The 25159-nt window shown below is 60.5% G+C and carries 21 protein-coding genes; 11 read left to right on the forward strand and 10 right to left on the reverse strand.

What is annotated here, in order from left to right; genetic code table 11:
- Nucleotides 1-167 precede the first annotated feature (167 nt).
- From RRH01S_RS16100 to RRH01S_RS16130, 7 genes are all read left to right on the forward strand, one after another.
- Nucleotides 168-1358 (forward strand): ABC transporter substrate-binding protein, encoded by a 1191-nt coding sequence (locus RRH01S_RS16100; protein WP_374188756.1) that lies wholly within the window; start codon nt 168-170, stop codon nt 1356-1358.
- A gap of 169 nt (nt 1359-1527) precedes the next feature.
- Nucleotides 1528-2346 carry a carbohydrate ABC transporter permease gene (locus RRH01S_RS16105; protein ID WP_178128707.1) on the forward strand — a complete coding sequence of 273 codons (819 nt, stop codon included), beginning with the start codon at nt 1528-1530 and terminating at the stop codon, nt 2344-2346.
- Entirely contained in the window at nt 2346-3197 is an 852-nt protein-coding gene (locus RRH01S_RS16110) for a carbohydrate ABC transporter permease (protein WP_007698344.1), read from the forward strand. Before RRH01S_RS16105 ends, RRH01S_RS16110 begins: the two co-directional genes overlap by 1 nt.
- On the forward strand, nt 3194-5284 hold the full coding sequence (locus tag RRH01S_RS16115) for an alpha-galactosidase (protein ID WP_042472973.1): 2091 nt from the start codon (nt 3194-3196) through the stop codon (nt 5282-5284). The genes RRH01S_RS16110 and RRH01S_RS16115 overlap by 4 nt, the downstream gene beginning before the upstream one ends.
- A 5-nt stretch (nt 5285-5289) precedes the next feature.
- A complete protein-coding gene (locus RRH01S_RS16120; protein WP_007698349.1) occupies nt 5290-6381 on the forward strand; it encodes an ABC transporter ATP-binding protein in 1092 nt (363 codons plus the stop codon).
- On the forward strand, nt 6381-8315 hold the full coding sequence (locus RRH01S_RS16125; protein ID WP_042472976.1) for a beta-galactosidase: 1935 nt from the start codon (nt 6381-6383) through the stop codon (nt 8313-8315). Before RRH01S_RS16120 ends, RRH01S_RS16125 begins: the two co-directional genes overlap by 1 nt.
- A gap of 101 nt (nt 8316-8416) precedes the next feature.
- Nucleotides 8417-8905, forward strand: a complete 489-nt coding sequence (locus RRH01S_RS16130) for a lysozyme inhibitor LprI family protein (RefSeq protein ID WP_042472979.1) — start codon at nt 8417-8419, stop codon at nt 8903-8905.
- Here the strand turns inward: RRH01S_RS16130 and RRH01S_RS16135 are convergent.
- Nucleotides 8902-9573 carry a hypothetical protein gene (locus tag RRH01S_RS16135; RefSeq protein ID WP_042472984.1) on the reverse strand — a complete coding sequence of 224 codons (672 nt, stop codon included), beginning with the start codon at nt 9571-9573 and terminating at the stop codon, nt 8902-8904. The genes RRH01S_RS16130 and RRH01S_RS16135 overlap by 4 nt on opposite strands.
- A 252-nt stretch (nt 9574-9825) precedes the next feature.
- Between RRH01S_RS16135 and RRH01S_RS16140 the strand changes: the two genes are divergently transcribed.
- Nucleotides 9826-12027 carry a M48 family metalloprotease gene (locus RRH01S_RS16140; RefSeq protein WP_042472987.1) on the forward strand — a complete coding sequence of 734 codons (2202 nt, stop codon included), beginning with the start codon at nt 9826-9828 and terminating at the stop codon, nt 12025-12027.
- Nucleotides 12028-12103: 76 nt separating this feature from the next.
- On the opposite strand, the gene RRH01S_RS16145 is transcribed toward RRH01S_RS16140, so the two are convergent.
- The 6 genes from RRH01S_RS16145 to RRH01S_RS16170 form a co-directional block, all read right to left on the reverse strand.
- Nucleotides 12104-13756, reverse strand: a complete 1653-nt coding sequence (locus tag RRH01S_RS16145; RefSeq protein ID WP_042472990.1) for a GMC oxidoreductase — start codon at nt 13754-13756, stop codon at nt 12104-12106.
- A 30-nt stretch (nt 13757-13786) separates the two neighbouring features.
- Entirely contained in the window at nt 13787-14869 is a 1083-nt protein-coding gene (locus RRH01S_RS16150) for an ABC transporter ATP-binding protein (protein WP_042472993.1), read from the reverse strand.
- A 4-nt stretch (nt 14870-14873) separates the two neighbouring features.
- Entirely contained in the window at nt 14874-15758 is an 885-nt protein-coding gene (locus RRH01S_RS16155) for a carbohydrate ABC transporter permease (protein ID WP_007698375.1), read from the reverse strand.
- Nucleotides 15758-16645 carry a carbohydrate ABC transporter permease gene (locus RRH01S_RS16160; RefSeq protein WP_042472996.1) on the reverse strand — a complete coding sequence of 296 codons (888 nt, stop codon included), beginning with the start codon at nt 16643-16645 and terminating at the stop codon, nt 15758-15760. The genes RRH01S_RS16155 and RRH01S_RS16160 overlap by 1 nt, the downstream gene beginning before the upstream one ends.
- Nucleotides 16646-16714: 69 nt before the next feature.
- Nucleotides 16715-17947: an ABC transporter substrate-binding protein gene (locus RRH01S_RS16165; protein WP_042472999.1), complete on the reverse strand. Its 1233-nt coding sequence runs from the start codon at nt 17945-17947 to the stop codon at nt 16715-16717.
- A 58-nt stretch (nt 17948-18005) separates the two neighbouring features.
- Nucleotides 18006-18959, reverse strand: a complete 954-nt coding sequence (locus RRH01S_RS16170) for a sugar phosphate isomerase/epimerase family protein (protein ID WP_012649921.1) — start codon at nt 18957-18959, stop codon at nt 18006-18008.
- A 219-nt stretch (nt 18960-19178) separates the two neighbouring features.
- Here RRH01S_RS16170 and RRH01S_RS16175 point away from each other — a divergent pair, with 219 nt between their 5' ends.
- The gene (locus tag RRH01S_RS16175) at nt 19179-20255 is read left to right on the forward strand and encodes a LacI family DNA-binding transcriptional regulator (protein WP_085997458.1); all 1077 of its coding nucleotides are present in this window, start codon (nt 19179-19181) and stop codon (nt 20253-20255) included.
- A gap of 74 nt (nt 20256-20329) precedes the next feature.
- Here RRH01S_RS16175 and RRH01S_RS16180 read toward each other — a convergent pair whose 3' ends face one another.
- Nucleotides 20330-20572, reverse strand: coding sequence for a DUF1127 domain-containing protein (locus RRH01S_RS16180; RefSeq protein ID WP_042473008.1), 243 nt, complete (start codon nt 20570-20572; stop codon nt 20330-20332).
- A 537-nt stretch (nt 20573-21109) separates the two neighbouring features.
- Here RRH01S_RS16180 and RRH01S_RS16185 point away from each other — a divergent pair.
- The gene (locus RRH01S_RS16185; RefSeq protein ID WP_042473010.1) at nt 21110-22000 is read left to right on the forward strand and encodes a DUF6528 family protein; all 891 of its coding nucleotides are present in this window, start codon (nt 21110-21112) and stop codon (nt 21998-22000) included.
- A 20-nt stretch (nt 22001-22020) separates the two neighbouring features.
- Here the strand turns inward: RRH01S_RS16185 and RRH01S_RS16190 are convergent, their stop codons facing one another.
- The gene (locus tag RRH01S_RS16190) at nt 22021-23271 is read right to left on the reverse strand and encodes a D-amino acid dehydrogenase (protein ID WP_042473014.1); all 1251 of its coding nucleotides are present in this window, start codon (nt 23269-23271) and stop codon (nt 22021-22023) included.
- Nucleotides 23272-23299: 28 nt separating this feature from the next.
- The gene (gene alr / locus RRH01S_RS16195; protein WP_042473018.1) at nt 23300-24433 is read right to left on the reverse strand and encodes an alanine racemase; all 1134 of its coding nucleotides are present in this window, start codon (nt 24431-24433) and stop codon (nt 23300-23302) included.
- 128 nt (nt 24434-24561) lie between these two features.
- Between alr and RRH01S_RS16200 the strand changes: the two genes are divergently transcribed.
- The gene (locus tag RRH01S_RS16200; protein ID WP_007698400.1) at nt 24562-25026 is read left to right on the forward strand and encodes an Lrp/AsnC family transcriptional regulator; all 465 of its coding nucleotides are present in this window, start codon (nt 24562-24564) and stop codon (nt 25024-25026) included.
- Nucleotides 25027-25159 lie beyond the last annotated feature (133 nt).

Consider the following 25159-nt stretch of genomic DNA (forward strand, 5'->3'; position numbering starts at 1 on the left):
ACCGGAAACGAACTTTAATATGGCGGTAGAGGTCTACGAATTTGAATGATGAATATCAACGCCGCACATTGGGGGCGATGTGCGCGCCGGCGCTCCGCGCCGCAACAGGTCAGTGGAGGATATACGTGACCCTTTTGAAGAATATCAGCTCGATCGCATTGAGCTACATGCTGGTCGCCTCGGCGGCTTGCGCCGGTGAAATCGTTCTCAATTCCGACCAGTCGGATCCCGTGCCGAAAAAGGCGATGGAGCAGCTGATTGCGGACTTCCAGACGAAGAACCCGGATATCAAGGTCAAGTGGAACAATTTCGATCACGAAGGCTATAAGTCCGCGATCCGCAACTTTCTGACCGCCACGCCGCCTGATGTCGTCGCCTGGTATGCCGGCAACCGCATGGAGCCTTTCGTCAAGGCAGGGCTTTTTGAAGACGTCAGCGACGTCTGGGCTGCAAACGGGCTGAACGACCAGCTGAAGTCTGCTGCGGCATCGATGACCATCGACGGCAAGAAGTGGGGCGTTCCCTACACCTACTATCAGTGGGGCATCTATTATCGCGCCGACATCTTCAAGGATAAGGGCATTACGCCGCCGAAGACCTGGGACGAGCTGCTGGCTGCCTGCGCCAAGCTGAAAAGCGCCGGCATTACGCCGTTTACGATCGGCAGCAAGGCACTCTGGCCGACCGCCGGCTGGTTCGATTATCTCGACCTGCGCGTCAACGGCTACCAGTTCCACATGGACCTGACCTCCGGCAAGGTGCCTTACACCGATCCGAAGGTGAAGGCCGTGTTCGCCAAGTGGGCGGAACTGGTGAAGCCGGGCTATTTCCTTGAAAACCATGCAGCACTCGACTGGCAGGATGCTATGCCGCAGTTCGTTCAGGGTAAGGCGGCCATGTATCTTATGGGCAATTTCGCCGTCGCTCCGATGAAGGATGGCGGGCTGAAGGAAGACCAGATCGGCTTCCTGCCGTTCCCGGAAATCACGGCTGGCTTGCCTGCGGCAGAAGAAGCGCCGCTCGACACGTTCCATATTCCGTCGGGTGCGAAGAACAAGGAAGATGCCAAGAAGTTCCTCGCCAATCTGGCATCTCCGGAAGCGCAGACGAAAATGAATGCGACCCTCGGCCAGTTGCCCGTCAACAACCAGTCGACGCCTGCGGACGACAAGTTCCTGAAGGCCGGCTTCGAGCTTGTGTCGAAGGCCCAGGCTCTCTCGCAGTTCTACGACCGCGACGCTCCGGCCGATATGGCAAAGGCCGGCATGGAAGGCTTCCAGGAATTCATGGTGAAGCCCGACAAGATCGACGCGATCTTGGCACGCCTCGATAAGGTACGCGTCCGCGCCTACAAGTAGTCCATTCCAACGATGACCCGCTGCCGGACGTTCACGACGTCCGGCAGCGTTCTTACTCGCATTTGCATAGGAGCAGACAGTGGGCACGAGCAGCACCGCTCTACCGGGGTTCTGGAAACGCAATCAGCGGACCTTCGCACCCTGGCTCTTTCTTGCGCCGGGCGCCCTGATGTTCCTGGTCTATGTGATCCTCCCGGTCTTCCAATCCGTATGGATCAGCTTTCACGACTGGGATGGTCTGGGGCCAAAAACCTGGATCGGTCTTGGAAATTACGTCGAGCTTTTCTCCGACGACGCCTTCTATACGTCGCTGGAAAACAACATTATCTGGCTCGTCCTCTATCTGCTGGCGGTCCCGGCGGGCCTGGCCGCGGCCCTGTTCCTGAACCAGACCGTTGCCGGCATCCGGATCTACAAATCGCTGTTCTTCTTCCCCTTCGTGATCAGCCAGGTCGTCGTCGGCCTGATCTTTACCTGGTTCTATGCGCCGAATTTCGGGCTATTCTCGGTGCTGACCGAGGCTTTGACGGGGACGCAGATCGCCATCCTCGCGGATGAGCGTCTGGTCACCTACGGCATCATCGCGACCGGCCTCTGGCCGCAGATCGCCTATTGCATGATCCTCTACCTGACCGGCCTCAACAACATCAATCCGGAACAGATTGAGGCCGGGCGCATGGATGGCGCCAAGGGCTGGCACCTGTTCTGGAATATCGTGTTGCCGCAGCTTCGGCCGGCCACCTTCATCGCGGTGGTGGTGACGGTCATCGGCGCGCTTCGGTCCTTCGACCTCGTCTCCGTGATGACGGCCGGCGGTCCCTACGGATCGAGCCGCGTTCTCTCCTACTACATGTATGAAGAAGCCCTCTCCGAATACGGTTTCCGGATGGGATATGGCGCCGCCATCGCGGTCGTGCTCTTCCTGATCATGATGATCTTCATCACCTTCTTTCTCATCCGCATGCTGAGACAGGAAAGGAATTCCTGATGTTTCCAACACCTGTCCAGAAATCGGCACCATGGGTGTCCTCCGCCTACCAGATCATCCTGCCGATCGCGCTGATCATCTGGCTCCTGCCGCTGATCGGCGTCGCAGTCACCTCGATCCGGCCCTCGGGGGATTTGGCGGCCGGCAATTATTTTGGCATTCCCTCGGGCTTTGCCGGTGTCGAGAACTACACCGCTGTCTTCCGGGATTCGCCAATCGGCCACTACATCCTCAATTCGTTCAAGATCACCATCCCGACGGTCATCGGCGCTGTTGGGCTGTCATGCCTTTGCGGCTTCGCGCTCGCCGTCTACCGGTTCAAGGGAAGCCTAGCGCTGTTCTTCATCTTCGTTGCCGGCAACTTCATCCCGTTCCAGATCCTGATGGTTCCGGTTCGCGACATGACGCTCAAGATGGGCCTCTATGACACGGTCACCGGGCTGGTGCTGTTCCACGTCGCGTTCCAGACGGGCTTCTGCACCCTGTTCATGCGCAACTTCATCAAGGGCTTGCCTTTCGCGCTGATCGAGTCGGCTCGCGTAGAGGGCGTTTCCGAATGGCGGATCTTCGTCCATATCGTGCTGCCGCTGATGCGTCCGGCGATCGCGGCATTGTCGGTGCTGATCTTCACATTCGTCTGGAACGACTATTTTTGGGCGACGGTGCTCGTTCAGGGGCAGAGCGCCATGCCAGTCACCGCCGGCCTTAATTCCTTGAACGGACAGTGGGTTGCCGCGTGGCATCTGGTATCGGCGGGATCCATCGTCGCCGCCATGCCGCCGGTTCTGATGTTCTTTTTCATGCAGAGGCACTTTATTGCGGGCCTCACTCTCGGAGCGACCAAGGGATGAGCAAGACTGTTGTTGTCAAAGCCGGCGCGGTATCGCTGGCGCTCGGCCTGCCAGCGAGCGGCATGCCGGAGATCCTCGGCTTCGGCCGTGGGGCGCTTGCGCCCGACTTTTGGCCTGACGTTCCGCGTTCGAGCCGTGTCAACGGCATGGATATCGCCGTGCCGTCGAATGTTCTGCTGCCTGTCGGCGGGCTCGGCTTCTTCGGCTGGCCGGCGATCTCAGGGCACCGCGACGGGCGCTCGTTCATCCTGGAGTTCCAGAACTGGCAGGCCGAGGAGATCGCTTCCGGTGTCATTCTGAAGGCTGAGGATCCTGTCGCGGAGATCGGCCTGCGGATCTGCATCGAGGCGAGCCCCGCCGAAGTGTTGTCGATTTCGACATCGCTGACCAATCTTGGTTCCGGCGATTACACCCTCGACCGATGCATGGCGGCGAGCTTCCTCATGCCTGCCGGTGCGGCGGAGCTGACCACCTTCACAGGCATGTGGGGCCGGGAATTCCAGACACGCCGCACGGCAATTGCCGACGGGCTCTGGATGCAGGAAAGCCGGCGCGGGCGCACCTCGCATGACCGCTTCCCCTTCGCTTGCCTCGAATGCGGTGGTGAGCGGATGGGCTTCCATCTCGGCTGGAGCGGCAATCACTTGATGGCGATCGATACGCTTGATGACGGGCGCCGGCTGGTGCATCTCGGCGAGCTCTTCGAACCAGGCGAAATACGTCTGGCAACCGGCGAAACCTACGCCAGCCCGACAGCCTTTGCCGGGCCTGACAGTGAAGCTTTCCATGCCTTCGTGCGAGAGAGCGTAATTGCTTGGCCGGGCGGCGAGATGAAGCCCCGGCCGGTGACGCTGAACACCTGGGAAGGCAATTACTTCGATCACCGCATGGACTCTCTCAAGGCCCAGGCCGATGCGGCGGCGGCCGTCGGCATCGAGCGCTTCGTCCTCGATGACGGTTGGTTCGGCAAGCGCGATGACGATACCACCAGCCTCGGCGACTGGTTCATCGACGAGCGGAAATATCCCGAAGGGCTTAAGCCGCTCGTCGACCATGTGACTTCCCTTGGCATGGAATTCGGGCTCTGGTTCGAGCCCGAGAATGTAAATCCCGAGTCGGAGCTCTTCCGTGCTCATCCCGATTGGGCTCTGCAGGTCGAAGGGCGTCCGCTGCTTCTGTCGAGAAACCAGCTGGTGCTGGATCTGACGCGGCCGGAGGTCAGCGGCTATCTCTTCAGATGCATGGAAGCCGTGCTTTCCCAGCATGCGATCGCCTATATCAAATGGGACATGAACCGCGACCTGACCCATGCAGGCGGCGCGGATGGCCGTGCTCGGACCGCGCAGCAGACGCGGGCGGTCTATGCCCTGATGGATAGGATCCGGCAGGCGTTTCCGGCCGTCGAGATCGAAAGCTGCGCATCGGGCGGCGGGCGTATCGATTATGGTGTTCTCCGACACACGCACCGCGTCTGGACCTCCGATTGCACCGATGCCTTCGAACGGCTTGAAATACAGCATGGGGCCTCGCAGTTCGTTCCGCCGGAACTTCTCGGCGCGCACATCGCCGCGTCGCCGAACCACCAGACCGGCCGCAGGCTGACGCTTTCCTTCCGGGCGCTCGTCGCGCTCGCCTATCATCTGGGCGTCGAACTCAACCCGTTGACCCTCGATGCGGACGAGAAGCAGGAGCTTGAAGGCTGGATCGCGCTTCATAAGAGCCTGCGTCCGCTCCTGCATGCGCCTGGCAAGCAATTTCGCCTGCCGCCACTCGACGGCCGTTACGTCTGGGGTGCTGCGGACGAGAGCCGTATCGTGGCTTTCGTCGCGCAGGGTCCGCAAATGGTTGGCGAGCAGCCGGCGCCGGTTCGCCTGCCGGTGAGCGGTGAAGGTGCTGGCAAGTGGCGTGTGAAGGCGATCCATCCCGCCGAGCCCGAGTTCATCCGGATATCGGAAGGACAACAGCGGCTTCTGAACGGCGAACTGACCTTCAGCCTCGATACGCTCCGGCATGTCGGCTTGCCGCTGCCGATGCTTCGGCCCGAAAGCGGGCTTCTTCTTGAATTCGAACCAGTGACGGGAGACTAAGTCTCATGGGGAATGTAACGCTTAACCGCGTGACCAAGCAGTTTGGTGCTGCCAGCGTCATCAAGGGCGTCGATCTGACGATCGAAGATGGCGAGTTCTGCGTCTTCGTCGGGCCGTCCGGCTGCGGCAAGTCCACGCTTCTGCGCATGATTGCAGGGCTTGAGGATATTTCCTCCGGCGAACTCAAGATCGGCGGCAATGACATGACCAGGGTCGGCCCCGCCGAGCGCGGTGTCGCCATGGTGTTCCAGAGCTACGCTTTGTACCCGCATATGACGGTCGCGGAGAATATCGGCTTCGGCCTGCGCATGACCGGCCACTCCAAGGATGAGGTCGCTCGCCGCACCGATGCCGCCGCCGAGATGCTGCAGTTGAAGTCCATGCTCGACCGCAAGCCGTCCCAGCTTTCGGGCGGCCAACGTCAGCGCGTCGCCATCGGCCGCGCCATTGTGCGCAATCCACAGGTGTTTCTCTTCGACGAACCGCTGTCCAATCTCGACGCCTCGCTCCGGGTTCAGATGCGTACGGAGATCAGCAAGCTGCATCAGGATATCCGCACGACGATGATCTACGTCACCCACGATCAGGTCGAGGCCATGACCATGGCCGACAAGATCGTCGTGCTGCAGGGCGGACTGGTCGAGCAGGTTGGGTCGCCGCTGGAGCTTTATCATCGCCCGAAGAATATCTTCGTGGCTGGCTTCATCGGATCGCCGAAGATGAATTTCCTGAAGACTAAGGCTTCGCCGGTCGATGGCGGTGTAAAGGTCGATCTTCCCGGCGGCCAGTCGATCACGCTGCAAGGCGGTTCGGTGAAAGAAGGCCAATCGGTTACTCTCGGCATCCGCCCCGAACACCTCGATCGAAGCGAAGGCGGTGACGCGACGCTTCAGGGCAAGGTGCGCCTTGCCGAATATCTGGGATCGGAAACGATGTTCTACATCGCCCTTGCCGATGGCACCGAGATTGCGGTGAAGGCGGATGGTCTCGCGCAGGCCAAGCCCGGCGATGATTTTGCCATTCATATTCCTGCGGCTGCATGCCATCTGTTCGACGATGCCGGCAATGCCATCCTCAACGGAGATCTGACGAAATAATGCTTGGCGTTTGCTATTATCCGGAACATTGGCCCGAGAGCTGGTGGGAAAAAGACGCGCGTCGCATGCGGGCGCTTGGCATTTCTCATGTCCGCATCGGCGAGTTCGCCTGGTCGCGTCTTGAGCCGACGCGCGGCTCCTTCGATTTCGGCTGGCTCGACCGGGCGATCGACACGCTGGCGGCCGCCGGTCTAAAGGTCGTGCTCGGCACGCCGACCGCCACGCCGCCGAAGTGGCTGATGGACGAATATCCGGAGATCGCTCCGGTGGATGAGCAGGGCAGGGTGCGGGGCTTCGGCTCGCGCCGTCATTACACTTTCTCATCGGATGTCTGGTGGAAGGAGTCGGAACGTATCGTCGAGGTCGTCGCGAAGCGATATGGTGAGCATCCCGGTATTGTCGGCTGGCAGACCGACAATGAATACGGATGTCACGATACCAGCCTTTCCTGGGGTGCCGAAGATCTGAAGGCGTTTCGCCGCTGGCTTCGCCTCCGCTATCAGTCGGCGCAGCAATTGAACGAGGCCTGGGGCAGCGTCTTCTGGTCGATGGAAGTGCAGAGCTTCGAGGATGTCGTGCTGCCGAATCTGACGGTGACGGAGACGAACCCCGCCGTCCGGCTCGATTTCTGGCGCTTCCATTCCGACCAGATCGCCGCCTATGACCGCATGCAGTGCGATATCATCCGAAAGCACTCTCCAAACCGTTGGATCACCCATAATTTCATGGGCTTCGTCAACGATTTCGATCATTGGAAGGTTGCCGAGAACCTGGATCTGGCCTCCTGGGATTCCTATCCGATCGGCTTTGTCGAGAAGTTTCCCTTCAGTGAGGCAGAGCGCGTGCGCTGGGCGGAGACATCCCACCCCGACATTGCCGCTTTTCATCACGATCTCTATCGCGGCGTCGGCAATGGCCGGTTCTGGATCATGGAGCAGCAGCCGGGGCCTGTGAACTGGGCGCCATGGAACCCGGTGCCCAAGCCGGGCATGGTGCGCCTGTGGAGCTGGGAAGGTCTTGCTCATGGGGCCGAGGTCGTCAGCTATTTCCGCTGGCGTCAGGCGCCGTTCGCGCAGGAGCAGATGCATGCCGGCCTGAACCTGCCCGGTCTCAACGAACTCTCGCCGGGAGGCAAGGAAGCCGAAATCGTCGGGCGTGAGATCGAGACCGTCGGTCCGTTGCCGGAAGCCGCTCAGGCCCCGGTCGCAATCGTCTACGACTATGAAAGCTACTGGTCCGCCGTCATTCAGCCGCAGGGCAAGGATTTTCGCTATGAAGAGCTCGCCTTCCGCTGGTACGAGGCGGTCAGGAAGCTCGGGCTCGACGTCGATTTCGTCCGTCCGGGTCAGTCGCTGAAAGGCTACAAGCTTGTTCTCGTTCCCTGCCTGATGCATGTCTCCGATGTGGCTCTGGCCGCGTTCGAACAGGCTGATGGGACCGTGCTTTTCGGTCCGCGGACCGGATCGCGGGACCGCCACTTCCGCATTCCGGCCAATCTTCCGCCGGGACCGATCGGCGACCTCACCGGTGTCAGGGTCACGCAGGTCGCGTCCTTGCGGCCGGGGCTCCGCGCCTCGTTGGCCGGTGCGGTCAACGGTCAGGCGACAAGATGGCGCGAACATATCGAGACGCAGTCGGATGCGACTGTCGTGGCGACCTTCGAAGACGGCGCTCCGGCGCTGGTGTCGAAGGGCCGTTATCTCTACCTCGCCTGCTGGGCGGACGGTGCACTCCTCGGCAATCTGATGTCCTACCTCGCGTCCAGCCTCGACCTGTCAACCACGGCGATACCCGATTTCATCCGTCTTCGCCGCGCCGGCAAGCTGACATTCGCGTTCAATTACGGGCCGGATGCGTGGACAATTCCCGGAGAGCAGGATTTCGTGCTCGGCGGGCAGGAGATCGCTCCGTTCTCTCTTTCAGCCTGGAAATAGACACTGGGCTGGCGTGCAACGTGGAATAGCACGGCGGCGGTTTCGCCGCCGTGGCCCCATGTCGAGACGAAAAGCTATTTCATTTGTTGCGATGGAATGGCATGGAGGAAGGACGACTGCACCGCTACAAGCATTTTCGCTTCGGTTGTTCCGCCATGATGTCTGCACAGCAATACCTCGCAGCACTTTTGCTGGCCTCTTTCGTATCTCTTCCGGCACTTGCCGCAGACCAGAAAGATCCAACCGACCGCAGCCTTGATCTCTGCCTGCAGGATCCGAACAATGGATCGACGGGCGACCAGACGGCCTGCGAAACAAAAGCGCTCGCATCCTACGACAAGCGAATGAATCTCGCTTATTCCACACTCCTCAAGGAGCTTTCGCCGCCAGCCGCACAGGACCTCAAGACCGCACAGCGCAGTTGGATCGCCTATCGCGATCTGGAAGCGAAGGCGCGGGAAAGCCTCTTTGAGACCCGGAACGGCAGCATGTATGCCCCGATGGAGGCGGATGCGGAAGTGGCTCTGACCAAGGAGCGCGCGTTACTTCTGGAGCGCTACGTTCGGGTGCTCGACATTGACGGCCCCTAAGCGATGCGCTGGTTTCTTTTCGGCCGAAAAATCAGGTACACCAGCAGTCCAGCCAACAAGGCTATCGCCCCCAATGAAAGGAAAAGCATGGAAGACAGCTTCTTGCTCTGTGTCGTCGTATCGTAACTGACCAGCGTCTCTCCGGCCTTGTTTTTCAGCTCAAACGCTTCGGAGCGGCCCGTCTGATCCTTGACTAGCCCGACGATGTCGGTGTCGATCCAGCTACGAAGCTCCTCATCGGACATAACAGCATTGACCTTCCACACCCGTGGTTCCGTTCCCGCGGCCGACGATCCAGTGGGTACGACTGTCAGTTCGATCCACCAGTTGGATGCAAACGGATTGATCGAGCTCGCCGACTGATCGCTGTTTTCTTCCGCCCGATGCACTGTCGAAATGCTCGTTATATGAGCGGCGACCTGGGTCAGTTCCTGCTCGGATGGCACTTGCTGGGAGAGGCCATATACCGTCGACCCAATACCGACGGCAGCCAGAAACAAAGCGGCATTCATACGCTTCTTCTGCAGGCCGCTTTGCGCGTCTGTTGGATCTACCGTGCCTGTTCCGGCGAGACGATTGGCGCGGCGTCTGCGGGAGTTCAGGAAAACCGCGGCGAACAGCACGATGAGGATCACATAGATCAGAATATGCGCAAGGCTGTAGGGCAAATTCGTCTCCTCCACTTTCAATTGCTCGAATCGTGGACGTGATCCTTGAGTTGAGCCGTTCCGTTATAATCAAAAACACTTGAATGCCAATCTAGGGCCGAGCCACAATCCTGGCGACACCATCGCCGTGCCGCCGACGTCGCTTGCCCCGCTGAACGCTGATGTTTTCAGTGGGGAAGTCGATACCGCTATGGTAGAAAACCTCGCGGCAAGACTTTCGTCACCGCGAATTGGCATGGAGCAGCACACGAGATGAATGTGACCCAGACCAGCGGCGGGAACGGCAACCGCAAGATCGATTTCCGCGCGAGCTTGGTTTTGGTCGTGTGGGTTCTTCTTGTACCCATCGCGCTAGCCGCCCTGGGGCTCTGGCAGGCGCAGCGCGCGGCCGAAACCCTCGAAAACGCGGAGCGCTCTTCGGCCGAACTCTCGACAACCTCTGCCCAGGTGAAGGAAATCGCGGCAACCAATCCCAATGCCAGTCTCACCTTTGAGGGAGAGGGCGGGCCGATCTACCTCTCCGCGCTGGTTGCGGTTTCGCAGATCAAGGACGCCCTTTCGCAAGCCGACGAGGATCTTGAGATCTCCCGGATTCGCCGGCCGCTGGTCTGGGTGACGATCGGTGGAGCGGTTCTTGCCTTTATAGGTGGTGCAGCCGGTCTCATCACCGCGACCATCAGCGGGCTGCGGGCGCGCCGCTCGCAGCGCCAGTTGATCAAGAGCTTTCAACGTCTCGGATCTATTCTGCCGTTTATTCTGGCAATGGTGGTGATTGGGTTTTGTATCGGCGTCAGCGCGGCAATATTGTTCGAGGCGATCAGCATCGGCCTATGGGCGGACCTGACGACGGGAAGTGCCAAGCTGTTTGTCGCCGCCTTGGCGCTGGCCATCGTGGCCGCCTATAGCGCCTTCATGGCCCTGCGCGGACTGCGGGATGTCTTTGCGCTGTTCACACCCGAGCCGCTTGATGTCTCGGGGCGAGCCCTTGGCGAAGCGGAGGCACCGGAACTTTGGCGTTTTGCCCGCAGCCTGGCCGATCGGCAAAATGCCTTGCTGCCTGACACGATTATCGTCGGCCTTACTGAAGGCTTTTTTGTTACCGAAAGCCAGGTGCGTCTGTGGCCGGAAGACAGACTGCTGACCGGACGGTCGTTCTATCTGCCCGCGCCCTATCTCGATCTGCTCGATCGGCCCGAAATCACAACCATCATCGGCCATGAGTTCGCGCATTTTTCTGGCGAGGATACCCGCTACAGCCAACGGTTTACCCCCATCTATGCAGGTTTCTGGCGTGCGCTGACGGCGCTGCAACGAGTCGATGGCGGCCGTTTCGTTTTGTATCCGGCGGTTAAGCTTGGCTTTCATGCCATCCAGCAGTTCGATCACGCGGTCTGGCACTGGAGCCGGCTGCGAGAATTCGAAGCCGACCGCATGGGCGGTCTGCTCGGCACGCCGGCAGATGCCGCCTCGGCGCTGATCCGCACCGGCGTCATCGCGCCGGCCGTCACCTATGTTCTCGGTCGAGCCCACGCAGAATCCGATAATGATGCATTGCACGATCTCGTCGCTGAGACGACGGAGCTGGTTCGCACGGAAGGATGGGCCGATCCCATTCCGCTTCTTGAAGACCGGCAATCACACCCGACGGACAGCCATCCACCGACGATCCGGCGCATATCGGCCCTGGGTGTCCACCTTGACGAGGATATTCTGAGGAGAGCGACGCGCCGGCCGGAGCAGGGCGTTCGATCCTTCGTGCATGAGCTGTTTCCGGATTGGACAGGCTTGTGCCGTCGTCTAAGCCAGGATTTCATCGATGATGCGCGCAAAGCGCGTGCCCTTCGTCGCGAAGCGCTTGAAAAGGTCGTCGCTGATGTGGCCGACGAGACCGTTGTCTATGACAACGTCAAGCCGATGATCTGGACGATGGGGATCGTGGCGGGGATTTTCGGCGCATTCGGCCTGACGGTCGTGGTGTTTTCCGCGCAGGCAGGCCTCGGCTATGACAAATTCGGGCAGATGATGATGGCTGTTGTCACCGGCACATGCGCGGCGGCAGCTGCCATTTATGCGGTTTTTCTCCATCGGAGAGCGGCAAGACCACTCATGGTGTTGAACCCGGACGGACTGGTTTCGCTGCGGTTGGATAGGCCTATTGCCTGGACGGAAATTGCCAAATACGCGGTCTACGCATCAACTCGTTTCTCCCTGCGTCTCTGGCTCCATCAAGACGCAACCGTGCCCAAGAAGGACTGGAGCGCGCTCTATAGCAAGGTCGACCGTCGACGGAGCATCGTCACATTGGGGGCTATGGGGATACGAGGCATGAAGCCGGCAGATTTCAGCGCCCTCGTTGGCCGGTATCTTTATGCCGCCTATGCCCGCCAGGAATTGGCCGCCGCTGCATCAGGGTCGATCCAGGTCGCGACCGCTGACGAAAACGTAGATCAATAATGCGCTCCTTGGGGCAGTCACCTCAAGCTGGACGACCAAGCCAAGCCTCAGTGTCGAAACAGCTTCGAGCGCGCAATCACAATTGCCCGGCGCGATAGTTGTCCACGAGGTTTCGGCAAGCGCGGATTGTCAGCGCCATGACTGTCAGCGTCGTACCGGCAATACCGCTGCCGGGAAAAGCTGACGCATCCGTCACGATCAGATTGGGAACGTCCCAGCTCTGGTTATAGGCATTGAGGATGGAGTCCTTTTCGGATGTCCCCATGCGCGCGCCGCCCGTCTCGTGGATCGCAGCGCCCATGCACATGGTCTTGCGAAACCATTTTCGGAACATGAAGCGGCTGAAGGCATCCGCGTCGGGAAATGCGCCGCGGCCCATTTCCTTGAGACCGGCGGGCGAGCCGATGAACTCCAGCTCGCCGCCGACGCCTCGCACCGTCTCGATCAGCGTCTCTTCCTGACGGCGCAGCAGGGCGTGTTCTTCCTCTCCCATGGCGCAGCGGATATGCGGGACCGAAATGTTCCAGGCATCCTTGCGCCGGGCATCAAGAGTGATGCGGTTGTCGGCATAGGGCAGCATCCGGCCGAAGCCGAAGAAGGCGAGCCGGGAAGGCTGGTCATTCGGTGCCGGAGCGCGGCCGACGCTGCCCTGATAGTCGAAGTCTCCGCGAGAAGCGTCGCTAGCCCCGAAGCGCGGAATGAAGATGCCGCCCGAAGGGTTGTAGAAGGGATCGGCCGGCGCGGAAGTGTCGGTCGCCCAACCTGTCGCTTTCGGGAAGGACCCGAAAGCGAGGCAGGGCAGCTGATCCATGAAATAGCGCCCGAGCGTGCCTGAGCTGTTGCCCAGCCCGTCGGGATGCTTGGGCGATGCCGAATTGAGCAGCAGCCGTACGCTTTCGATCGGGGAGGCCGAAAGCACCACCAGCGCGGCGCGCGCGATCTCCACTTTGCCCGTCTCACGATCGATGAATTCCGCACCGGTCGCCCGGCCGCTCTCATCATCCGTCGTGATGCGGCGAACGATGGCGTCGTGACGGATAGTGAGGCGGCCGGTCGCCAGCGCCTCACGCAAGGGTTTTGGCGTGCGCTCGGCGTCCGGGGCGATGTAGCGCCAGGAGACGACGCTCCGTTCCGGCCAGCGGCCCTCCACTTCGGTCTTGAAGGTCTCTTCGGCCGGCGTCAGTTTTGCGGGATGGGCATAGACGCCGTCGGGCAGGGTCTCCACGCCGTCCTTGTTGCCATAGAGCCCGAGATAGGATTCGACCTCGGCATAATAGGGGGCCAGCTCGTCATAGGAAACGGGCCAGTCGACGCCCTTGCCGGTTCGCGACTGGATCTTGAAATCATCGTCGGTCCAGCGCAGCAACACGCGGCCGAAACTATGCAGGCGTCCACCGCTCTGGCGCCCGCGAATCCAGAGAAACGGCGCATCCTTTGGTGTCGTGTAAGGGTTCTTGCGGTCGTTGACGAAGAAGTGGCTGAAGCGCTCGGTAAAGAAGGCGGCGCGCGCCTGGATGGGCTGACCCTTGAGCGTGGCGCGGGCGCGCTCCCAGATATTGATACTGCTGGCCGGCTCCTTCTTGCGGGAGGGATCGAAATCCTTCTGCGAGACGGCAGGCCCCGCCTCGAGCAGCAGGACCGAAAGCCCTTGAGCGGTCAATTCCTTGGCGGCGAAGGAGCCTGCCGCGCCGGAGCCGATCACCAGCGCATCATAGATAGTCTGAGACATGAGCAATTTCCGTATGGTCTGAAAGCTGTGTTACAGGCGCACGCCGTCCGCGCCGAAGAGAGAGGCCTTGGCGATATCGAGCCCAGGCGCGATCTCTGCGCCCGGATCGAGCGTCGCATCGCCCATAATCCGGTAGGAAAGGTTTTGCCCCGCCCAATCGAACCAGATCACCGCATCGGCCCCCATCGGCTCGACGACGGAAACCACGCCCGGGATGGTGGGCCAGCCCTTCGCCTTGCCGTCGGGCGCGATATGTTCCGGGCGGACGCCGAGGGTGGCCGGGCCCGCTTTGGGAGATGCGAGAAAGGGATAGTCGGAAAGGTCGATGCTGAGCCCGTTGCTTTCGAAGATCGGAAGGCCCGCCTTGAACGCGATCTCACCTTCGATGAAGTTCATTGCGGGTGCGCCGATGAAGCCGGCAACGAAAAGATTGGCTGGGCGGTGATAGATCTCGGATGGGCTGCCGAGCTGCTGGATCACGCCGTCGCGCATGATGGCGATGCGATCGGCAAGGGTGAGCGCCTCCACCTGATCATGCGTGACATAGATCATGGTGTTGCCGAGACTCTGGTGCAGCTTCTTGATTTCGACGCGCAGCTCGTTGCGCAGCTTGGCGTCGAGATTGGAGAGCGGTTCGTCGAACAGGAAGACGTCGACCTGGCGCACCAGGGCGCGGCCGATCGCCACCCGCTGGCGCTGACCGCCGGATAATGCCGACGGGCGGCGGTCGAGCAGCTTTTCGAGCTGCAGAAGCGATGCGGTGCGGGCGATACGCGCTTCTATTTCGTTTTTGGCAAGACCTGCCACGCGCAGACCGAAGGAGAGGTTTTTCTTTACCGTCATATGCGGGTAAAGCGCATAGGACTGGAACACCATGCCGATGCCGCGATCCTTCGGCTCCTCCCAGGTGACGTTCCTGCCGGAGATCGAGATCTCGCCGCCGGTGATGTCCTGTAGTCCCGCTATGGCATTCAGAAGCGTGGATTTCCCACAGCCCGACGGTCCCAGCAGCACGAGAAATTCACGCGGGGCGATATCGATCGACATTTTCTCGATCACGGTATGATCGCCATACGCGATCTTCAGATCCTTTACGGAAACGGCGGATTGCATGGAATTATCCCTTCACTGCGCCAGCGGCCACGCCGCGCACGAACCAGCGGCCGGAAAAGAAATAGATGGCGAGCGGAACGATGGCGGTCAGGATGGTGGCGGCCATGTTCACATTGTAGGCACGCTCGCCCATGGTGGTGTTGACGATATTGTTGAGCTGAACCGTCATCGGCAGATTGTCTCGCCCGGCAAAGACCAGCCCGATCAGGAAGTCGTTCCAGATGCCGGTGAACTGGAAGATGGAGGCGACGACCACCATCGGCACCGACATGGGCAGCATGATTTCGAAGAAGATCCGCCAGAAGCCGGCGCCGTCGACGCGCGCGGCCTTGCAGAGCTCTTCGGGGATCGCGACGAAATAGTTGCGGAACAGCAGTGTGACCAAGGGCAGACCGAAGATCACATGGACCAGGACGACGCCCGCCACCGAATTATAGAGGCTGAGATTGGCGAGCAGCCGCACCAGCGGATAGAGGAAGATCTGGTAGGGGATCAGCCCGCCGGCCATTAGCAGCCCGAACAGGAAGCCTGAGCCTTTTGGTCGCCAGAAGGAGAGGGCATAGCCATTGATCGCGCCGATGAAGACGGAAATTGCCACCGCCGGAACGGTGATTTTCACCGAGTTCCAGAAGCCGAGGCGCACACCAAGGCATTGCGTGCCCATGCAGGCGCCCGACCAAGCGGTTTTCCAGGCGTTGAAATCGAGAGCGCCGGGAAGTGCGAAGATGCGGCCCTGGCGGATCTCTTCCATCGTCTTCAATGAGGTGACCAGCATCGTATAGAGCGGCAGCAGGAAGAACAGTGCCGAAAAAATCAGGAACGCATAGAGCCCGATGCGGCCGACCGTCAGCCTGGATGGTTTGGGGCCGTTTGGACGAAGGGCTGTCATCAATGCGCTCCCTTTCTTCTGGCGCGCATGTAGAGCGCATAACGAAACGGAGCGACAGCCGTGACGACGGAGAGCACCAGCACCGTGGCGCCTGCGCTCGCCAGGCCGAGGTTCTGCCGCTCGAACAGATTGTCCATGATGAATTTTGCCGGCACTTCGGTCGCATTGCCCGGCCCGCCGCCGGTGAGCGCCACGACGAGGTCATAGGTCTTGATGACGCCCATGGAGAGCAGCATGCCGGATGCTGCAAGCGCCGGCCCCAGCTGCGGCAGGATGATCGACAGGTAGATGCGCCAGACAGGAATGCCGTCGATCTGTGCGGCTTTCCATTGCTCTTCGCCGATGCCGCGCATGCCGGAGAGCGCGATGACCATGACGAGGCCCGCCCCCTGCCAGACGCCGGCGAAGACGACGGTGTAGATCGCCATGTCGCGACTGACGATCCAGTCGAATGCGAAACTCTGCCAGCCCAGTGCGCGCACGCTTGCCTGAATGCCGAAGGTCGGGTTCAGCATCCATTGCCAGATGAGGCCGGTGACCACGAAGGACATGGCGTAAGGATAGAGGAAGATGGTACGGAACACGGCTTCGAAGCGCACCTTGCGGTCAAGCGCCGCCGCCAGCACGAAGCCCAGCGCCAGACAGCCGGCGACATAAAGCACGCCGAAAATCAGGACGTTTTCCAGGGATGCGAGCCATCTCGACGTCCGGAACAGCTTCGCATACTGGGCAAAGCCGACATAGTTGGACGATGGAAAGATGGTCGAATCCGTGAACGACAGCCGCACGGACCAGACCATAGTGCCGATATAGATGAAAATCGCTGCGATCCATGTCGGCAGGAGCGTGATGGTCGCAGCGGGGGATCGTCTGCGCTTGGCTTGCATAAGCAAACTTTCTCAAAAGGAATACGCGGGCCGATCGGCGTTCTTTTTCCAATCGGCCCGCCGCACGGCTTATTCAAAGATCGCGAAGAACTTCTCCGCGCCGGAGGCGCTATCCTCGGAAGGATTGCTCCAGAACTCGTCGACAAAATCATTGAGCGCGCCGGCCTGCTGTGGAGGCAGGATCAGCGCCTGATCCGGCACGATCTTGCCGGCGCTCATCAGCTCGAGACCTTTCTGCGCGCAAATGTCGAGCTTCGATTTGTCGACATCGGTCCGCATCGGCACCGAGCCCTTCTTCAGCGAGAATTCGACTTGTACGGCCGGATCCATCGCGACTTCGGCAAGCAGCGTCTGGCCCTTCTGGGCCGCCGGGTCAGTGAGCTTGGGGAAGGAGAAGGAATCGGCGACATAAACCATGCCCGGCGATTGCGGAGCGAGCATGCAGCCGTAATCCTTGCCTGCCTCCTTGCCGGCGGCGGTGAATTCGCCCTTGGCCCAATCGCCCATGAACTGCACACCGGCCTTGCCGCTGATGATCATGGCGGTGGCGTCGTTCCAGTTGCGGCCCGGAGCACCTTCGTCGACATAGGCGCGGAGCTTGCCGAGGATGTCGAGGGTCTTCTTCACACCGGCGGTGGAGGCTTCGCCCTTATCCTTGTCGGCATAGATCTTGAGGAAGCCGTCAATGCCGACCTGGGTCAGCAGGATCATGTTGAAGACCTTGGATTCCTGCCAGGATTGCCCGCCCCAGGCGACCGGCTGCACGCCGGCGGCCTTGAGCTTGTCGAGCGCTGCGAAGAATTCGTCCCAGCTCTTGGGCTCTTCGGTTATGCCGGCCTTGGCGAAGGTATCCTTGGAGTAGAACACCCAGCTTTCGCCATGGGCGCCGGTCGGAGAAAGGTAGACTTGGCCGTTATAGGAGATCAGATCATAGATCGATTTCGGCAGCACATCGGCCCATTTGCCGGCTTTAGCCACCTCGCCGATCGGGCTCATAAGGCCCTGATTGACGAAATCGGCGTTGGCGACACCAAGCACGCTCTGCTTGGCGGTCGGCGGATCGCCGGCGACCAGACGGTTCTGGAAGGCGGCGTCGGCGGCGCCGAAACCGGCGATGGAGGAATCCGTCCAGACCCCGTCGCGCTTTTCGAATTCCTTCTTGATGACGTCAAGAGCCGCCGCTTCGCCGCCGGAGGTCCAGGAGGTCATCACCTCGACCTTAGGCTTGTCTTCGGCATGGGCCGGAGCGAGGGCTGCAAACAGTGCAGCGCCCGCCAGTAGCAGTTTCACTTTGTTCTTCATTGTTCCACCTCTTCAAAAGGCCCTCTTGGCGGGGCCGTTGGTTCCAGGATTATGAAATTCAGCGATAGATCGGCAAGAGCGCCTGCCGGACGAGCGTCAGCCCGTTTGCGATGTCACTGATCGGATCGGGCGCGGCATCAAGCTCGAGAATGGCCCAGCCCTGATAGCCGCGATCGCGCAGCAGCCGGATCCAGCCCGGCCAATCGACGCGGCCCAGGCCAAAGCCGCAGAAATAAGGGCGGTGGCGATCATGGATATGTTTGTCGATCGGGGTGTCGGCCGGCATTGGCCCGAGCGCATCCTTCCAATGGGCGATGATGACACGCTCGTGATGGCGATCGACGAGCTGGAGCGGATCGGACCCCGCGACGATAATATGCGCCGTATCCGGGCACATATGCACGTAAGCCGGATCGGTCAGCAGCATCAGCAGATCGACGTCGCGTGCGGATGCAAAGATCGAGTGTGCCTCGGTATGGATCGCCAGGCGAACGCCCTTGGCGTAAAGGGCGGCGCCGAGGCGGTTGAGAAAGTCGGCGATCTTGCGCGCCTGTTCGAAATCGAAAAACCGTACCGGCTGGGCGCCAAGCGTCTGTCGCAACGGACCGCCGATCACCATGATGTCGCTGCCGCAGGCCTTCAGAAACTCGGCGTACTTCTCCGCCTTGTCGATAATGGCGGCCTGCGCCGCGCCTTCCGTGAAATCCCCGGCGGCTTCAAGTTCGGCGAAAAAGCCGCTCGCCAGCGTCAGTCCACGTTTGGAGAGTTCGCCGGCAAAAGCTTCGACCGAGCCATAGGTCTTCGTCGCATCCTGCCAGTTGAAGGGCGAGAAGGTCAGCTCCACGCCGGTGACGCCGGAGGCTTGCACGCTGTCGAGAATCTTGTCCCAGAAGGCGCGGGGCTCGTTGCGGGACAAAGCGATGATGCCGTCATAGTCCTCCACGCCCCAGAAACCGGGGTGGAAGAAGGTGACGAGATCGACGCCAAAGCGAAGCCGTTCGGTTGAAGTCATGACGCTATCCGTTCTCCAGGCACAGGAAATCGCTTGCGGAAGCGGGGTCCGCATTAAATTATCCGAATAATTTCAATGCACTGCAAATGGCAATCGTTTGCCGTGCCCAGATAGTAGCCAAGTCGTTTTTTTATGCAAGTTGTTTTTGGCAATCGTTTGCCAATTGACTGTTATTGCCGTAACCTTCAATAGGGCAGGCGTTTGGGAGAGAGTGAAAAATTGAAAAATAACAAGGATATGCCCGTGGAGGAGCAATCAGGTCCGTTGATGGCCGATGTTGCGCGGTTGGCAGGGGTCGCGATCTCGACGGTCAGCCGCGCGCTCGCCAATCCGGGCCGGGTAAACGAGAAGACGCGCCTCAAGATCGATGCCGCCGCCAAGCAATTGGGCTATACGCCGAACGCCATGGCCCGCAACCTGAGGGTCGGCAAGTCCAACATCATCATGATCATCCTGCCGGGATCGCTCTATTACGGCGTATCCCAGATCATTCCGCAGGTTTTGCAAAGCATCAACAAGGCCCTGATCCAGAACGGCTACCATCTGATGATCGCCAACCTCGATCGCGATGAGATGTCGGAACGTCATATCCTGGATCTGGCGTTTAGCGGCACTGTTCGCGGCGCCATCATCCTGTCGTCAAAGCTGCCGGAGGTGGATGGGCGGTCTCTTGCCAATGCCGGTCTGCCGATCGTCTCCATGCTGCTCGATATGAGCGAGGCCGGCCTGCCGAGCGTCGTCACGAACGATCGCGAAGCGGTGCGGGAGGTGACGGCGGAACTGATCCGCCTGGGCCATCGGCGCTTTCTCTACATAGCCGGTCCGGAGGGGAATTATCATGATGTGGAACGTTATGCCGGCGCGCTGGAGGCCCTTCGTGCAGCGGGACTTACCGAAGCGGCGGTGACGCGATCGGGCGGTCAACTTGATTATCAGGAGGGTTTTGAGATCGGCGTTCAGGCGGCTGCCGACTTCGCGCGCTTGGCGGATAGGCCGACGGCGGTGATCGCAACTAGCGACGACATGGCCATTTCTTTCGTCAGCCGCGTGCAGCGGATGGGCCTGAATGTTCCCGGTGATCTCTCCGTCGTCTCGTTCGACGGTTCGCCGGTTTGCGAATTTTCCTCGCCGCCGCTGTCGACGATCGAACAGCCGGCGGAAGAGATGGGGCGGGCGGCGGTCGGTTTGCTGATGGAACATATCGATGCGGTCGAAAAAGGCATGGCCGCGCGCCATGTCATCCCGAGCAAACTCATTCGGCGCGAGAGCTTCGCTCCAGCTCCATCAACCGTCTGATTGAGATATTGTCATATCAAGAAGGCGTCGGAGCGGTTTTTGAAACCAGCTCCAACGCCCTTTGTGTCGGCGATCTAACCGAAGGGTCGGATGTGCCGAAACAGGAAATTGGGTTGCGCAAACATATCTTCCTTTTCCGGCATGCCGATATCTCGAAGCTGGTAGTTTGAAAGCTCCGAGATATGCGTGTGCGTTTGATGCCGTCTCCAGGCCACGAGCAACAGCGCACGCGCAGTCCTCCAGGCACCGAATTTTTGGCACAGTTCGTCAACTGCCGCACCAAGGGTGTCGGCAACCAGTAATTGTGAATCTGTCATCGTCATTATCCCGGCGTCCTCCAGACAACCGAGTCCTCTTGCGGGGCGACAAGGCAGATGGATGCGGACGCAAGAATGCGTACGCCCGCTCAATCAGCCGGTCACGTCAGTTTCAATGGAAATCGCCAAAAAGGCAGGGAATATAGGCTACTAGCGCCGAAGCGAGTGATGATGCAGTGGTCGGACCAAAGCCATCACGAACATTCCGCCAGAGGCGCACATAAATACTGTTGCAGTTTGCATTTGACGCCTCCTGTGATTTGAGTTGCGGATGGCGACAATGATACGCAACAATGCGGCATAGACAAGCCTGCAATTTCGAATTGCACGCATAACATGCGGTCTGTTGCTGAACGGCAACAGTGCTCCAGCTGCGAGCCATACTCTCCAATCGGCACCTGAGAGAGCATCAAGATCCTGGCGGACCGACAGGCACGTCATGACGTCAATTCACTCGAGGTGACATGAAGCTGTCAAACTCGATGATGTAAGGGTCGCGCCGCCGCGCCTCGCGGATGATCCGTTTGGAGACCACGAATGACCAAGTCCGTCATAATGACACTCGCTGCCGCAATCGTCGCATTCGCTGCGGCGCAGCCGGCACCGGCCGCCGATCGGCTCTATGCATGCGGTGATGATCAGATCCGTGAGTACCGGATCGATGGCGGGGCTGCCACGGAGACCTGGCGTTGGCGCGCCACCGATGCCAATGACCTTCCCGAGGCCTATCGCCTCAAATTTCTCCGGCACCTCGACGATTGCAAGCCGGTTGATGGAGGCCGTTCGATTCTCGCGACCGCTTCGACCGGCGGGGCTGTGCTGATCGACCGTGGGACCGGTCATGTCTCGTTCCATGCCAAGACGCCAATGGCCCATTCGGCTGATCTTCTGCCTGGCGGCTGGATCGCCGTTGCGCTGTCCATCCATGCGGAAGGCGACCGGCTCGAAATTTACGGCCGCGACCGCAGCGAGGCACCGCTGCTCAGCCTGCCGCTCCCTTCCGGCCATGGTGCGGTCTGGGATGCGGCGCGTGCGCGGCTGTTCGTTCTGTCGCATGACCTGATCCAGGCCTATAAGGTCGAAGGAACTGAGGCTACGCCGACGCTGACCGAGACGGCGCGATGGACGCTTCCCGGCCGTCACGACGGACATGACCTGTCGAGCAGGCCGGGCGGCGGATATTTCGTGACCACGGATGATGGCGTCTGGACCTTCGATCCGAATGCCGGCAGCTTTTCGCCCTTCTCAGTGCTCAATCCCAAACTGCAGGTCAAGGCGGTGAGCGCGCTGGGTGACCGGCTCGCCTGGGTACAGGCGGAGGAAAGCTGGTGGGCAAACGGCTTCACCGTCGCCGGGGCCGACGGCAGCGAGCAGAAGCGCATCCCGATCGAAGGCATGCATCTCTACAAGGTTCGCTGGATTCGGTGATGCCGCATCCCGGGACGTTGTTATCCGTAGCGCGCGACTGACAGATCGGCGGTATCGATCTCGGCCTTGCGTCCACTGACGAGATCGCTGATCACGCGCGCCGAGCCGCAGCTCATGGTCCAGCCGAGCGTGCCATGGCCGGTGTTAAGGAAGAGGCCGCGGATTTTCGTCGCCCCGATCACAGGGGTTCCGTCTGGCGTCATCGGGCGCAGGCCGGACCAGAAGGCCGCCTTGCTCACGTCGCCGCCGGGGAACAGATCCATGACGGAATGTTCGAGGGTATTGCGGCGTGCGAGCCCGAGGTCGTTGGTGTAGCCGGAGATTTCCGCCATCCCGCCGACGCGAATACGGTCTCCGAGGCGGGTGATCGCGATCTTGTAGGTCTCGTCCATGACGGTCGATTCCGGCGAGCGCGCGGGGTCGACGATCGGGATCGTCAGCGAATAGCCCTTCACCGGATAGACGGGCAGGCTGATGCCGACCTGCTTGAGGAGCAGCGGCGAATAGCTGCCCAATGCGACGACAACGGCATCGGAGGCTATGGCACCCTGATCGGTCACAACGCCGCGTATCTGGCCGCCCTCGACCTGTAGGTCCTTGATCGTGCGCCCGTAGAGGAACTGGACGCCGAGTTCCACAGCTTTTGCCGCCAGCGCATTGGTGAATTTGAAGCAGTCGCCGGTTTCGTCCTTCGGCGTCAGCAGGCCGCCGACGATCTTGTCCCGGGCGTGGCTGAGGGCAGGCTCGACGCGGATGCATCCATCCCGATCGAGAACCTCATAGGGTATGCCGTCGGCGGCCAGCGCCTTCACGTCCTTTGCCGATGCGTCGAGCTGCTGCTCGGTTCTGAAGAGCTGCAGCGTGCCCTGCATCCGCTGGTCATAGGCAATGCCGGTTCCCGCCCTGACGTCGGCCAGTGCGATCCGGCTGTAGTCGGCAAGCCGCAGCATCCGGCTCTTGTTGACCGCATAACGTTCCGACGTGCAGTTCGACAGCATCTTGACGAGCCATGACAGCATTGCCGTGTCGACCTTCGGGCGAAGGATCAGGGGTGCATGCTTCATGAAAAGCCACTTCAGCGCCTTCTGCGGTATTCCCGGGGCGGCCCAGGGCGAGCAATAGCCGAAGGAGACTTCCCCGGCATTCGCGAAACTGGTTTCAAGCGCAGGCCCCGCCTGCCGGTCGACGACCGTGACCTGGTGTCCCGCCTTGGCAAGCTGATAGGCGGTCGTCACGCCGATAACCCCGGCGCCGAGAATGGTGACTTTCATGGTGTCCTCGATAGTGGCGGTGGGAACGTCAGAGATAGTTGCGATGGTAGCGGTGGCCGAGGCCGGTCAGGATCTCATACGAGATGGTTCCGGCCGATTTGGCAAGGTCTTCCAGTGTCTGGTGCGGCCCAATCACCTCCACCAGGCTGCCGAGCCTGAGCGTGCCCGGAGGCAGGGCGGTGACATCGATCGTAATGCTGTCCATGGAAACACGGCCGACGATGGGCAGCCGCACGCCCTCGTAATAGACCGCGCCCCGGTCACCAAGGCAGCGGGGGAGCCCGTCCGCATAGCCGGCGGCAAGCGTGGCAAGGCGCATCTCCACCTTTGCCGCATGGGTGCCGCCATATCCGATGAGGGTTCCCGGCGGCACGCTTCTCGTTTGCACGACGGCGACGTCAAGCCGAATGACCGGCTGTATGTTATTGGACTTGTCCACCGTCAGTGCGCCGCCATAGACCGCGATGCCGGCTCGGATGAGGACGCCGTGATAATCCGATCCGAGAAAGACCCCGCCGGAGTTGGCGAAGCTGACGGAGAACTGAGGAAACTCGGCCGCGATCTTGCGCATCTCGGCGAGCTGTTGGGCATTCTGCCCGTTGTCCGTCTCGTCGGCGGAGGCCAGATGGCTCATGATAAACAGGATTTCGACGACATCGGTGTGTGTAAGCTCCGCGGCGAATGCCGCCCGGTCTTCCGGCGAGATCCCCAGCCTCGACATTCCCGTGTCGAATTGCAGGACTGCGGGCAGGACGCGGTTCTGCGCCAGCGCGGTGGATCTCCAGCGCTTGTACTGCTCCATCGAGTTCAGCACGGGAACGACCCCGGTCTGCGCGCAGGTACTCTCGGCGCCCGGCTGCAAGCCGTTCAGCACGTAAATACGGGCATCGGCCTCGAGGTGCGGTCTTAGCTTCTCAGCCTCCCCAAATTGGGCGACAAAAAAGTCCCGGCATCCGGAGTGATACAATGCGGGGGCCACTCGGTCGGCGCCCAGCCCATAGGCATCAGCCTTGACCACAGCGGCAGCCTTTGCCGGCGCCACGGCGGCTGCGATCGTCTCGTAATTCCGGCGCAGTGCAACGAGGTCGATCGTCAGATAGCCCGTTGCTCCGGCCTGTCTTTGCCGTGCCTGAGCAGGGCTCATTCTCGCGCCGCCATCCATGGGAAACCCCTCTTTATCGTTAGGAGCAGGATATTGAAACGATCGATGAATTTCTCTCTGATTACTGCTTGATTATTCGATGAATGCATGATTTTCAGAATTATCATTGAAAAATTGAAAGAATATGCATGTCGGGAATCGATGCGATCGATCGGAACATCATTCGGCTGCTCCGGCTGAATGCGCGCATGAGCAATGCGAAGCTGGCAACCGAGGTGGGGCTGTCGCCGTCCGCCTGCCTGAGGCGCATCAATCTTCTTGAAAAGGCCGGCGTGATCCGCGGCTACACGGCGCTGATCGATAGCGTTTCGGGCGAGAGCGCCATCGCCGTGATCATCAACATCACGCTGGAACGGCAGACGGAGGATCATCTCAATCGCTTCGAGGCGGCCGTTCGAAAACACCCGGAAATCCAGGAGTGCTTCCTGATGACGGGCGGATCGGATTATCTTTTGAAGGTAGAGGTCGCCGGCGCCGGTGAGTTCGAGCGGATCCACAAGGAGATCCTGTCGACCTTGCCGGGTGTGCTGCGCATCCATTCGAGCTTTTCGATCCGAAACGTGCTTGCAACCCGGGCGAAGGGGCGTCGCTAAAGGGCTTTCGTGCCTTGTGCGAGAGACGAAAAGGCCCGGCATCGGACACGCCGGGCGAGGTACAGGCCAACTGTCTGGCCTGGGGGAATCTGTCTCGAAGCCTGCCGGGCGCAGATTATGCCGGCAGGCTTCG

It is taken from the genome of Rhizobium rhizogenes NBRC 13257 (assembly GCF_000696095.1).
Taxonomy (GTDB): Bacteria; Pseudomonadota; Alphaproteobacteria; order Rhizobiales; family Rhizobiaceae; genus Rhizobium; species Rhizobium rhizogenes.